The following is a 12,680-nucleotide window of genomic DNA, read 5'->3' on the forward strand; positions in this document are numbered from 1 at the left end:
GCAGCAACGTCAGCTCTCTAGCACGGAGCCGGCGGCCGGAAAATCGCCAAAACGTTGCTGCGGCAACACAACACAATCACGCGCGTTGCGGCTGCCTGCCCTCGGGAATGGACGTCAGCAGCGTTTGGCGGGCCGATTTCAGGTGCTTGCGGCAGGCGGCGTCGACCTTGGCGAGATCGCGCGATTTGAGCGCGGCGATATAGGCGAGATGCTCCTGGACCGCGACTTCGTTGCGCTCGCGCTCCTGCGCCTTGTTCCACTGGTAGTGGTAGTGGAAGATCATGGCGATGACGTCGTAGAAATCGACGATGAAGCGGTTGTGCGACGCCCGATGGATCAGCCGGTGAAAGCGCTCGTCTAGCTCGGAGAATTCGTTGAAGCGCACGGCGATCTCGCGCTCCAGCCGGTGATGCTCGTCTTCCAGGCGGTCGAGGTCGGTCCACACCGGGCTGTCCTCGGGCAGAGCGGCAAAGGCTGCGGCCGAGCGCAGTTCGAACATCTCGCGGATTTCGGTCAACTCCAGCGCGAAGGCGCGGGTAAAGCCTTTCAGCACCCAGTGGCTGTTGCGGCGCTTCTCGATCAGCCCGAAGCGCGAGAAGCGGATCAGGAATTCGCGCACGCTGGTGGTGCCGACGCCGATCTCACGCGCCAGTTCGAGCTCGTTGATCTGCATGCCGGCTTCGGCACCGCTGGCAAGCAGCCGCCGCATGAAGGAGCGCTCGATGATCTCGGCCAGCGTGTCGGTTTCTTCCTCGGGGAAGAAATCGTCCGGTCGTGGTTCGCGCAGGACCGTCTTGCTGCGCTTGTTCCAGTCGATCAGCCCGGTTTCTTCCATGCGCGCAAGGATAGTGCGGACCGTCGTGCGGCTGACGCCGAGCAGCGTACCCAGCTCCGGCTCCGAAGGCAGGCTCCTGGTTTCGTCGAGCAGCCTCAGACCGCGATTATAGGCGTCCTTGTAAACGTTGTTGCTCTTCGACATCCCCTGCCCCGTGGCGCATCGGCGTTTGCGGCCAGTGTGAAGCGTTTCTCGCGCATGAAACCGGTACCTTTTCGGAAAACATCATGCGCAACGCTAGTTTTGGTTGTAGAGCCTACTTCTCGCATCCAAAAGACGCGTCGCGCTCTGGCGAAAAAACAATTGACGCAAAAATGTTTTTTCACGATAAAAGACATTATATGTTAAGAGCCGCGTGTCAATCCGCTCGCGCACCCAGGAACACACCCAGGAAGCTCCCGTGAACGCCGCAAACAGCATTCTTCTGTCTCCCGCCGACAATGTCGCGGTCGCCAATGGCCGCATCGAGATCGGCACCGTGCTGCCGGGCGGCGCCGTCGCCGCCGCAGTGATCGAGCCGGGCCACAAAGTGGCGATCAAGCCGATTGCGGCCGGCGAGGCCGTGGTCAAATACGCCCAGGCGATCGGCCGCGCCACGCAGGACATCGCGCCCGGCGAGCATGTCCATTCGCACAATCTGGTCTTCGAAAGCGGGCGTTTGCCGGTGGTGCCGCCGAGCGAGGCAGTGCATCCGACCGAGGCCGACCGCGCCCGCACCTTCATGGGCTACCGCCGCGCCGACGGCCGCGCCGGTACGCGCAACTTCATTGGCATTCTCGCCAGCGTCAATTGCTCGGCCACCGTCTGCCACGCCATCGCCGACGCGGCGAACCGCACGCTTTTGCCGCAATATCCCGGCATTGACGGCTTCGTCCCGATCGTCCACGGCCAGGGCTGCGGCATGAGCGCCACCGGCGACGGCATGATGGTGCTACACCGCACGCTGGCCGGCTACGCCCGTCATCCGAATTTTGGTGGTGTGCTGATGGTCGGGCTCGGCTGCGAGGTCAACCAGCTCACCCTCTACGGCCAGAAGGGCGTTGCCGCGGGAAAACGTCATTTCAACATCCAGGAAGCCGGCGGCTCGCGCAAATCGGTCGAGAAGGCGTTGGTCGTGCTGGCCGAGATCGCCGAGGAGGTCGGCAAGCTTCAGCGTGAGCCGATCCCGGTCAGCGAGATCGTCGTCGGCCTGCAATGCGGCGGCTCCGACGGCATGTCCGGCATTACCGCCAATCCGGCGCTGGGTGCCGCGGTCGACATCCTGGCCGGCGTCGGCGGCATCGGCATCCTTTCCGAGACAACGGAGATCTACGGCGCCGAGCACCTGCTCGCCTATCGCGCCGCAACCCCCGAGATCGCCGCCAAGCTCGACGGTTATGTGAAATGGTGGGAAGACCACGTCGCCAAGCATGGCGCATCGATCGACAACAATCCCTCACCGGGTAACAAGCGCGGCGGCCTGACCACCATCCTGGAAAAGTCGCTCGGCGCGGTCGCCAAGGGCGGCCAGACGCCGCTCAACGGCGTCTTCGGCTATGCCGAAAAGGTCACCGGGCACGGGCTGGTGTTCATGGACACGCCCGGCTACGACCCGGTCTCGGCCACCGGCCAGGTGGCGGGCGGCGCCAACGTCATCGTCTTCACCACCGGCCGCGGCTCCTGCTTCGGCTGCCGGCCGACGCCGTCGATCAAGGTCGCCAGCAACTCGACCATGTACCACACCATGGAAGAGGACATGGACGTGAATTGCGGCGTCATCGCCTCGGGCGAAAAGACCATCGCCGGCATGGGCCGCGAGATCTTCGAACTGATCGTCGAGACGGCTTCGGGCCGCAAGACCAAGAGCGAGGAGTTCGGCTACGGCGACAACGAGTTCGTGCCTTGGCATCTCGGAGCGACGCTCTAAGCCGGACATGCGCAATACTCGCGAACGCCGGACGTGATGGCCAGGCGTCACAGTTCCAACGCTCCCGAAAAAGAATGAACATTCCATATTGACTGGACGATGGAATTAATATTCCATGCGACATATTGGAGGAGATTGGCAGCGGAGTTCCGAGGGAGCAAGCTTTCCCGCCCAGCCATTCGAGCGGCCATCAAACATCGCTTGCGCCGACCGAGGTGATGCACTATCAAAATGCGGTAAATGTTTTTTATTGATAAAGTTCCGTTTGGGCCGCGCCATCCGAATGGAGCTTCCGTAACATTCACCGGGCGACTTAGGGAGGACTCCTAATGAAATTCGTGACCAGCATTCTCAACCGCCGCGCCTTCGTGGCACTCGCAGCCGCCTCGATGCTTGCCGGCGTGATGCACTCGGCCCCGGCATCCGCGGCCGACGCAACCATTCCGATCATCGTCAAGGACACCACGTCCTTCTACTGGCAGATCGTTCTGGCGGGAGCCCGCAAGGCCGGCAAGGACCTCGGCGTCAACGTGCCGGAGCTCGGCGCCCAGGCCGAGACCGACGTCAACGGCCAGATCTCGATCCTTGAAAATGCCGTCGCCGGCAACCCGGCGGCCGTCGTCATTGCGCCGACCGAAGCCAAGGCGCTCGGCAAGCCGATCGACGAGGCCGCCACCAAGGTCAAGATCATCGGTATCGACTCCGGCGCCGACTCCAAGGCCTTCACCTCATTCCTGACCACCGACAACATCCAGGGCGGCCGCGTTGCCGCTGACGGCCTTGCCGCAGCCATCGGCGAAGCCAATGGCGGCAAGGTCGAGGGCGACGTCGCCCTGATCACCGCGCTTCCGGGCGCCGGCTCGCTCGAACAGCGCGCCCAGGGTTTTAAGGAACAGCTCGCTGCCAAATATCCGGGCCTCAAGCTGGTCGCCGACAAATACGCCGACGGCCAAGCCACCACCGGCCTCAACATCGCCACCGACCTGATCACCGCCAACCCCAACCTCAAGGGCATCTTCGCCTCCAACCTGATCATGGCGCAGGGCGTCGGTCAGGCGATCGCCGAGAACAGTCTTGCCGGCAAGGTCGGGCTGGTCGGTTTCGACAGCGACGAGAAGCTGATCAAGTTCCTCAACGACGGCGTCATTTCGGCTCTCGTCGTTCAGGATCCGTACCGGATGGGCTATGACGGCATCAAGACGGCGCTCGCCGCCTCGAAGGGCGAGAAGGTCGAGGCCAATGTCGACACGGGCGCTAATTTGGTTACCAAGGCCAACATGAAGGATCCGAAGATCGACGCGCTGCTCAACCCGAAGCTCGACTGAGCATAGCCGCAAGTGAACTGTTTCCGGGGCCTTTTCGCCCCGGAAACATCCCACTCGTGCCAATCGCGAGGCCAATCTTTGGGGGCCAATCTGGGAGGATTGTCATGATGTCGACGGCGCAGGAACTCCATCCGGCCCCAACGCTGGAACCGGGCAGGACCATCCTCGAACTCCGCGGGCTGGAAAAGCGCTATCCCGGCACCCATGCGCTGAAGCCGGTCGATCTCGCCTTCAAGGCCGGCGAGATCCACGCCATCGTCGGCGAGAACGGCGCCGGCAAATCCACCCTGATCAAGCTTCTTACCGGCGTCATGCCGCGCACCTCCGGCGACGTCATCTGGGAGGGCAAACCTGCCGCATTGGCAACGCCGCATGAGGCGATGGCGCTCGGCATCAATGCCGTGCATCAGGAAGTCGTCCTGTGCCGCCATCTCACCGTCGCCGCCAACATGTTCCTCGGCGAGGAGGATTCCCGCTTCGGCATCCTGCAGCAGCGGGCGATGATCAGGCAGGCGCAGAAGATCATCGACGATCTCGGCTTCGACCTGCCGGCGCATGTCATGCTGGGTGACCTGACCATCGGCCAGCAGCAGTTGATCGCCGCCGCCCGCGCCACCGTGCGCGGCACCAAATTCCTGATCTTCGACGAGCCGACCGCCTATCTTACCCGCAAGGAGGCCGACCAGCTGTTCACGCTGATTCGCCGGCTGAAGGGCGAAGGCGTCACCATCATCTACATCAGCCATCGCATGGAAGAAGTGTTCGAGCTCGCCGACCGCGTCTCGGTGCTGCGCGACGGCACGCTGGTCGGCACCAGGAACATTGCCGAGACCAATGACGCCGAGCTGGTCAAGATGATGATCAACCGCTCGATCGAGCAGGTCTACCACAAGGAGCATTTCACCCCCGGCGCGACCATCGTCGAAACCAGGAACCTGTCCGGCAAGGGTTTCGAAAATGTCTCGATGTCCGTCCGCGCCGGCGAGATCGTCGGCCTCTACGGCCTGATCGGCGCCGGGCGCAGCGAGTTCGTCACCACGCTCTATGGCCGGCACCGCAAATCGGCCGGCCATATCCTCTGGGAGGGCAAGGAGGTCAAGGTCAATTCCGAACACGACGCGATCAGGCTCGGCATGGCGCTGGCCCCGGAAAGCCGCCGCGACCAGGGCCTCTGCCTCAACCTGCCGGTCGGACTCAACCTCAATCTGCCGATCTACAAGCGCATCTCCAGCAATCTGCTGATCTCCCGCGCGCAGGAAAAGGCGCAAGCCGATCGCCAGATCGCCGACCTGCGCATCAAGACGCCGACGCGCGGCGCGCTGGCCTCCAGCCTGTCCGGCGGTAACCAGCAGAAGATAGTCATCGGCAAATGGCTCGCCCATGGCGCCAAGCTATTCATCTTCGACGAGCCGACTGTCGGCGTCGACGTCGGCACCAAGGCCGAGATCTACCGCCTGTTCGGCGCGCTGTTGTCCAAGGGAGCCGGCATCATCCTGATCTCGTCCTACCTGCCCGAGGTTTATGAACTCGCCGACACGCTGCACGTGTTCCGGCGCGGCAAGCTGGTGGCCACGCACGGCTTTCGTACCGCTGACCACGAGGAGATCCTCACCCAGGCGCTGGCCGAGAAACAAGAAAAACCGGGAGGGAAGATATGAGCACCGAGGCGATCGCTGCCGAAAGGCCGAAACGCAACTACAACGCCCTGTTCGGGCTGACACTGCTGGCGCTGCTGGTTCTTTTATGGATTATCCTGTCGGTGGCGACGCCGAGCTTCGCCTCGGCCAACAACATCTCCAACCTGTTGCGGCAAGGGTCGATGATCGCCATCCTGGCGGTCGGCCAGACCTTCGTCATCATCACCGGCGGCATCGACCTTTCCGTCGGCGCCGTGGTCGGCTTCGCCACCGTCATCGTCGCGATGCTGATCAACGCCGGCACACCGGTTTTCCTCGCCATCCTGATCACCTTGCTGGTCGGCGTCGCCATCGGCATGTTCCATGGGTTCGGCATCGTCAAGATGGGCCTGCCGCCCTTCATCATCACCCTGGCAACGCTGACCTCGCTGCGCGGCATCGGTCTGTTGATGACCAACGGCAACTCGATCTCGATTAACAACGACGCCTTCCAGACGTTCTCGCGCAGTTCCTTCGCCGGCGTCCCCAATCTGTTCTGGATGGTGATCCTGGTCGGCATCCCAGCCTACATCTTCCTGCACCACAGCCGCTGGGGCCGCTATCTGTTCTCGGTCGGCTCCAACGCCGAGGCGTCGCGCCTGTCAGGCGTCAACGTCCAGCGCACCATCTACATGGCCTACACGCTGTCGGGCCTGTGTGCGGCCTTCGTCGGCGTGCTGCTCGCGTCGCGCATCGGCATCGGCAATCCGACGCAGGCCGAGGGCTGGGAATTGCAGGCGATCGCCTCCTCGGTGATCGGCGGCACCTCGCTGTTCGGCGCTGTCGGCTCCGTGCACGGACCGCTGCTCGGCGCCTTCATCCTTGCCACCATCAACAACGGCGCCAACCTGCTCAACGTCAACGCCTTCTGGCAGCGCATCATCACCGGCGTGCTGATCATCGTCATCGTCTATTTCGACGGGCTGCGCCGCCGCGGCAAATAGACCGCCTCCCAACAATCGCCGGCCTCGCCACAGCAGGGCCGGCAGTGCCATGAACCGACTGGATTGAAGCATGAAAGCCGTCGTCTGCCGCTCGCCCGGCGAACTTGTCCTCGAAGATCGTCCGGCGCCTGGCGCGCCCCCCGCCGGCTGGGCGCTGGTCGCCGTCAGCCATGTCGGCATCTGCGGCACCGACTATCACATCTTCGAAGGCAAGCACCCGTTCCTCGCCTATCCCCGCATCATGGGCCACGAGGTTTCCGGCACCGTGATCGAGGTTGGCGAGGACGTCGATCTCGCCGTCGGCGAAGCGGTGATCGTCAATCCCTATCTCGCCTGCGGCAAATGCATCGCCTGCCGGCAAGGCAAGCCGAATTGCTGCGGCAGGATCGAGGTGCTCGGCGTCCACCGCGACGGCGCCATGTGCGAGCAGATCCTGGTGCCGGCGCAAAATCTTTATCCGGCAAACGGCCTGTCACTGGCCGATGCCGCCGCCGTCGAATTCCTGGCGATCGGCGCCCATGCCGTGCGGCGCTCGCTCGCTGATCCAGGTGCGCGCACACTGGTCATCGGTGCAGGCCCGATCGGGCTCGGCACGGCGCTGTTCGCCCGCATCGCCGGGCTAGACGTGATGCTGCTCGACATGAGTGCGGAGAGGCTGGGTTTCGCCGAAAGCGAACTCGGCTTCGCGACCCTCGACGGCTCGCGGGGCGCTGCTGCCGACCTGGTGCGGGAAGCAACCGGCGGCGACGGCTTCGACGTGGTTTTCGATGCCACCGGCAACACCCGGTCGGTGCAGTCGGCCTTCGCCCATGTCGCGCACGGCGGGGCGCTGGTCCTGGTCAGCGTCGTCAAGGACGACATCGCCTTTTCCGATCCCGAATTCCACAAGCGCGAGATGATGCTGATCGGCAGCCGCAACGCCCTGAGTGCCGATTTCGACCATGTCGCCGCCTCGATCCGCAACGGCGCGCTGCCGCTGGCAAAGCTGGTCACCCACCGCACCACGCTTGGCGAGACGCCGCACGACCTCGCCCGCTGGGCGCATGAGAAGTCCGGCCTGATCAAGGCCGTCATTCAAGTCGGATGATGCCAGGGCTGCCGTATCTCAGAGCGCCGACAATTTGAGCTCGATCCGCTCGGCCGGGAAGCGCGACTCCGAAAACTGTATCGGCTGACCGTCGGGCGTGACGTTGACGGCGACCGTCACTAGCACGATGGCGCCGGGCTGCAGGTCGAGGTCAGCAAGGTCGGCGGCATCGGCATGGCGCGCCGACAGCACGGTCGATTGCCTGAGATAGTCGTCGATGCCGAAACGTGCCAGCGATGCGGTGATCGAACCGGTTTCCGCCATGGCGGCATCGATGCCGGCAAAGCGCTTGGCATCGAACCAGCCGGCAGCGCGGGACACCGGCATTCCATCGGCTTCGCCGCGCGTTTCCAGGCGTATCACATCGGCGCCCGTCGCAAGGCCTAAGCCCTCTGCGACACGACGGTTGGCCGGCTCGACCGATGACGCGAGCAAGGTGATATGCCGCTCGGACGCCTGTCCTTGCAATCCCTCGGAAAAGCGGGTGCGAGCGCCGATCGGATAAGACAGCCGCTTGCGCGACAGCACGAAGGTGCCGCGCCCCTGCTCCGCCCTGAGCACGCCCTCCTGCACCAGCGCTGCGATAGCGCTACGCACCGTATGGCGGTTGACGCCATAGCGTCCGGCCAACGCGATCTCCGGCGGCAGCGCGGCATTCTCGGGAAAATCGCCGACGGCGATCGAATGCAGTATCTGGTCGGCGATCTGCCGCCACAGCGCGACACCGCTGCGCCGCTCGATGCGGTTGGCTTGTCCGATCATCTCCCGCCCCAATTCTTTGCGCCGATCTTTTGGCCGGTGTCACGTGCCCGTCATGGACACGCGCTAGATAACGAGTATAATTTGTATAGTTGTCTATATCAATAGACAAATTCACGCAAACGAGGAGTACGGCCATGCGAGGACGGGAAGCGCGAGAGCAGGCCGAGCGCAAGGCCGTGATGGCGACGCTGGCGCAATCGGCCGGCGAAGACATCGTCCGCCTGTGGGACGAAACCGGCCTGCCTTGCGAAGCGGAACTTCTGCGTGGCCCCGAAACCGGCCTGGTTACGGTACGCGGCCGCATCGGCGGCGGTGGTGCCCCTTTCAATGTCGGCGAGGCGACGGTCACCCGTGCCACGGTGCGGCTTGCGTCCGGCCATGTCGGCCACTGCTACGCACTTGGTCGCGACAAGCAGAAGGCAAGGCTGGCGGCGATCGCCGATGCGCTGTGGCAGGACCCGGCCCACCGCAATGAGGTCGAGATCAGGATCGTTGCGCCATTGCAGGCGGCACTGGCCAAGGCGCGTGAACAGCGCCGCGCCGAGACGGCGGCGACCAAGGTCGATTTCTTCACCATGGTGCGCGGAGAAGACTGATGGATATCGCCACTCAATCCATTGAAGGCGGCTTCGCCGATCCGGTATTCAATGCCCAGATCGTATTCCGTGCCGTGATGGACGCGATGGCGCGGCCAGGCAGTGTGCAGCCGCTGCCGGCCCTCGCCCACCCCCCGGTGCCGCTGTCGGCCACCGCCGGGGCCGTTGCGCTGGCGCTGTGCGATAACGACACGCCGCTCTGGCTCGACCACGCCTTGCAGGCTTCAGCGACGGTGAAATCCTGGCTTGGCTTTCATACCGGCGCGCCGCTGGCCAACACCCCGGCCGACGCGCATTTCGCGCTGATCGCCACGCCGGCCGAGATGATGGCGCTCGACGGGTTTTCGCAAGGCACCCAGGATTATCCCGATCGCTCCACGACGCTGATCCTCGAGGTCAGCGATCTTGTCTCCGGCGCTCCGCTGCTGCTCGAAGGCCCGGGCATCGAGAAGACGGCGACGATCGCGCCGGCGCAAATGCCGCGCCATTTCGTCGAGCAATGGAAGCAGAACAACCAGCGTTTTCCGCGTGGCGTCGACATCATCCTCGCCACGTCCGAAGCAATTGCCTGCCTGCCGCGCACGACGCGCATCAAGACGATGGAGGCATAGGATGTATGTCGCGGTAAAGGGTGGCGAAGCGGCCATTCGCAACGCCCACAAACTGCTCGCCGACCGCCGGCGCGGCGACCGCTCGGTGCCCGCACTTCGCCTCGACCAGATCGTCGAGCAGCTGGCGCTCGGCGTCGACCGGGTGATGAGCGAAGGTTCGCTCTACGACCGGGAATTGGCGGCACTCGCCATCGTCCAGGCGCGCGGCGACATGATCGAGGCGATCTTCCTGGTTCGCGCCTATCGCACGACGCTGCCGCGTTTCGGCTACACAAGGGCGATCGACACCGGCACGATGCTGGTCGAGCGACGGGTGTCGGCGACCTACAAGGACCTGCCCGGCGGCCAGCTGCTCGGCCCGACTTTCGACTACACCCACCGCCTGCTCGATCCCGAGCTCGCCGCCGGCGGCGATGTCGCCGAACCGGAGCAGCGCGCAGGCGAGGCGGAAGCCATGCCGCGCGTCTCGGCCATCCTCGCCCGCGAAGGCTTGATCGAGCCCGACGGCGACATGCCTGGGGATCATACCCTCGGCGACATCACCCGCGAGCCGCTCGAATTCCCGATGGCGCGCGACATCCGCCTGCAGGCGCTGTCGCGCGGCGACGAGGGGTTTCTGCTGGCGCTCGGCTATTCCACCCAGCGCGGCTACGCGCGCAACCATCCCTTCGTCGGCGAGGTTCGCATCGGCGAGGTCGAACTGGAACTGGACGTGCCGGAACTGCCCTTTGCCGTGCCGCTCGGCAGCATCCGCGTCACCGAATGCCAGATGGTCAACCAGTTCAAGGGCTCGGCCAAGGCGCCGCCGCAATTCACCCGCGGCTATGGCCTCGTCTTCGGCCAGAGCGAGCGCAAGGCCATGGCCATGGCGCTATGCGACCGCGCGCTGCGCGCCTCGGAGTTGGGTGAGGATGTCATCGCCGCAGCGCAGGACGAGGAGTTCGTCATCTCGCATTCCGACAATGTCCAGGCGACCGGCTTCGTCGAGCATCTGAAGCTGCCGCATTATGTCGACTTCCAGGCCGAGCTCGACCTCGTGCGCCGCATGCGCGCCGAGCATGATGCCCGCGAAAATGCCGGCAAGGCCGAAGAAAAGAGGGAGGCAGCGGAATGAGTGCACAACCAGCGGACATCGCCACCTACAACTTCGCCTATCTTGACGAGCAGACCAAGCGGATGATCCGCCGCGCCATCCTCAAGGGCATTGCCATCCCCGGCTACCAGGTGCCGTTTGCCTCGCGCGAAATGCCGATGCCCTATGGCTGGGGCACCGGCGGCGTGCAGGTCACCGCTTCGATCATTGGCCCGGACGATGTGCTCAAGGTCATCGACCAGGGCGCCGACGACACCACCAATGCGGTTTCGATCCGCGCCTTCTTCAAGAAGGTCGCCAATGTCGCCGTCACCACCGAGACGGCCAAGGCGACCATCATCCAGACGCGCCACCGCATTCCCGAATATCCGCTGAGTGCCGGCCAGGTGCTGGTCTATCAGGTGCCCATCCCCGAACCGCTGCGCTTCCTCGAACCACGCGAGACGGAGACGCGCAAGATGCATGCGCTGGAGGAATACGGTCTGATGCATGTAAAACTCTACGAAGACATCGCCAGGCATGGCCGCATCGCCACCACCTACGCCTACCCGGTCAAGGTTGAGGGCCGCTATGTGATGGATCCCTCGCCGACGCCGAAATTCGACAATCCGAAGATGCACCGTTCGCCGGCTTTGCAATTGTTCGGCGCCGGCCGCGAAAAGCGCATCTACGCGCTGCCGCCCTTCACCGATGTGGTCAGCCTCGATTTCGAGGACCATCCGTTCGAGGTGCAGACCTTCGACCAGCCCTGCGCGCTGTGCGCGGCCGAGAACGTCTATCTCGACGAGGTCATCCTCGACGACCATGGCGGCCACATGTTCGTCTGCTCCGATACCGATTATTGCGAGAGGCGGCGCGCGGAAGGCCACTGCGGCCATCTCGCGCCCGAGACCCATCTTGCCCCAGGAAAAACGGAGCCGGCGCAATGACAGACGAACCGCTGCTGCGCGTTTCGGCGCTGTCCAAATTCTACGGCTCGCGCGTCGGCTGCGAGAACGTCACATTCGACCTCTGGTCGGGCGAAGTGCTGGCGGTGGTCGGCGAATCCGGTTCCGGCAAGACGACTTTGCTCAACTGCCTGTCAACTCGACTGCTGCCCAGCTCCGGCACCGCCAGCTACCGGATGCGCGGCGGCCAGTTTCGCGAACTTTACCGCATGAGCGAGGCCGAGCGCCGCTTCCTGATGCGCACCGATTGGGGTTTTGTCCATCAGAACCCGGCCGACGGGCTGCGCATGACGGTGTCGGCCGGCGCCAATGTCGGCGAGCGGCTGATGGCGGTCGGCGACCGCCACTATGGAAAAATCCGCGCCACCGCGGTCGACTGGTTGTCGCGTGTCGAGATCGACGAAGACCGCATCGACGACGAGCCGCGCGCCTTTTCCGGAGGCATGCGCCAGCGCCTGCAGATCGCCCGCAACCTCGTCACCGGGCCGCGGCTGGTGTTCATGGACGAGCCAACCGGCGGCCTCGACGTCTCGGTGCAGGCGCGCCTGCTCGATCTGTTGCGCGGCCTGGTCACCGATCTCGGCCTGGCGGCCATCGTCGTCACCCACGACCTTGCAGTGGCACGTCTGCTGTCGCAGCGCATGATGGTGATGAAGGACGGCCGCGTCGTCGAAAGCGGCCTCACCGACCGCGTCCTCGACGATCCGCGCGCGCCTTATACCCAGTTGCTTGTCTCCTCGATTCTGCAGGTGTGACGATGATTGCTCCGGCGTACCCCCCTCTGGCCTGCCGGCCATCTCCCCCTCAAGGGGGTGTTTGGACCGGAGACATCGCGAACAGGTGTGCGAGGACATCGCGAACAGTTTGGCGCGCTTTGCGCCGGGAGGTTCGGGATGCC

The 12,680-nt window shown here is 64.3% G+C and carries 12 protein-coding genes; 10 read left to right on the top strand and 2 right to left on the bottom strand.

What is annotated here, in order from left to right; translation table 11 throughout:
• Positions 1 to 76 precede the first annotated feature (76 nt).
• Entirely contained in the window at positions 77 to 979 is a 903-nt protein-coding gene (locus NKH90_RS07295; RefSeq protein WP_352474098.1) for a GntR family transcriptional regulator, read from the bottom strand.
• Positions 980 to 1,235: 256 nt separating this feature from the next.
• Between NKH90_RS07295 and NKH90_RS07300 the strand changes: the two genes are divergently transcribed.
• From NKH90_RS07300 to NKH90_RS07320, 5 genes are all read left to right on the top strand, one after another.
• Positions 1,236 to 2,741 (top strand): UxaA family hydrolase, encoded by a 1,506-nt coding sequence (locus NKH90_RS07300; protein WP_352818387.1) that lies wholly within the window; start codon positions 1,236 to 1,238, stop codon positions 2,739 to 2,741.
• Between the two features lie 329 nt (positions 2,742 to 3,070).
• On the top strand, positions 3,071 to 4,066 hold the full coding sequence (locus tag NKH90_RS07305) for an ABC transporter substrate-binding protein (protein ID WP_023675208.1): 996 nt from the start codon (positions 3,071 to 3,073) through the stop codon (positions 4,064 to 4,066).
• Between the two features lie 104 nt (positions 4,067 to 4,170).
• Positions 4,171 to 5,724 carry a sugar ABC transporter ATP-binding protein gene (locus NKH90_RS07310; RefSeq protein WP_352474096.1) on the top strand — a complete coding sequence of 518 codons (1,554 nt, stop codon included), beginning with the start codon at positions 4,171 to 4,173 and terminating at the stop codon, positions 5,722 to 5,724.
• On the top strand, positions 5,721 to 6,686 hold the full coding sequence (locus tag NKH90_RS07315; RefSeq protein WP_352448376.1) for an ABC transporter permease: 966 nt from the start codon (positions 5,721 to 5,723) through the stop codon (positions 6,684 to 6,686). Before NKH90_RS07310 ends, NKH90_RS07315 begins: the two co-directional genes overlap by 4 nt.
• Positions 6,687 to 6,756: 70 nt before the next feature.
• Positions 6,757 to 7,773, top strand: a complete 1,017-nt coding sequence (locus NKH90_RS07320) for a zinc-binding alcohol dehydrogenase family protein (protein ID WP_352818391.1) — start codon at positions 6,757 to 6,759, stop codon at positions 7,771 to 7,773.
• A gap of 18 nt (positions 7,774 to 7,791) precedes the next feature.
• Here NKH90_RS07320 and phnF read toward each other — a convergent pair whose 3' ends face one another.
• Entirely contained in the window at positions 7,792 to 8,535 is a 744-nt protein-coding gene (gene phnF, locus NKH90_RS07325) for a phosphonate metabolism transcriptional regulator PhnF (RefSeq protein ID WP_352818394.1), read from the bottom strand.
• 134 nt (positions 8,536 to 8,669) lie between these two features.
• On the opposite strand from phnF, the gene phnG reads away from it, so the two are divergent.
• From phnG to phnK, 5 genes are read left to right on the top strand one after another with little or no spacing between them, the layout of a single operon-like run.
• Complete coding sequence (gene phnG, locus NKH90_RS07330; protein WP_352539446.1) at positions 8,670 to 9,131, top strand: phosphonate C-P lyase system protein PhnG; 462 nt, start codon at positions 8,670 to 8,672, stop codon at positions 9,129 to 9,131.
• The gene (phnH, locus tag NKH90_RS07335) at positions 9,131 to 9,742 is read left to right on the top strand and encodes a phosphonate C-P lyase system protein PhnH (RefSeq protein WP_352818398.1); all 612 of its coding nucleotides are present in this window, start codon (positions 9,131 to 9,133) and stop codon (positions 9,740 to 9,742) included. Before phnG ends, phnH begins: the two co-directional genes overlap by 1 nt.
• A gap of 1 nt (position 9,743) precedes the next feature.
• Positions 9,744 to 10,856, top strand: coding sequence for a carbon-phosphorus lyase complex subunit (locus tag NKH90_RS07340; RefSeq protein WP_352818401.1), 1,113 nt, complete (start codon positions 9,744 to 9,746; stop codon positions 10,854 to 10,856).
• Positions 10,853 to 11,764: an alpha-D-ribose 1-methylphosphonate 5-phosphate C-P-lyase PhnJ gene (locus NKH90_RS07345; RefSeq protein WP_352818404.1), complete on the top strand. Its 912-nt coding sequence runs from the start codon at positions 10,853 to 10,855 to the stop codon at positions 11,762 to 11,764. Before NKH90_RS07340 ends, NKH90_RS07345 begins: the two co-directional genes overlap by 4 nt.
• The gene (gene phnK / locus NKH90_RS07350) at positions 11,761 to 12,537 is read left to right on the top strand and encodes a phosphonate C-P lyase system protein PhnK (protein ID WP_352818408.1); all 777 of its coding nucleotides are present in this window, start codon (positions 11,761 to 11,763) and stop codon (positions 12,535 to 12,537) included. The genes NKH90_RS07345 and phnK overlap by 4 nt, the downstream gene beginning before the upstream one ends.
• Positions 12,538 to 12,680 lie beyond the last annotated feature (143 nt).

This window comes from Mesorhizobium sp. M0898, assembly GCF_040319695.1.
In the GTDB taxonomy this organism is placed as follows: Bacteria; Pseudomonadota; Alphaproteobacteria; order Rhizobiales; family Rhizobiaceae; genus Mesorhizobium.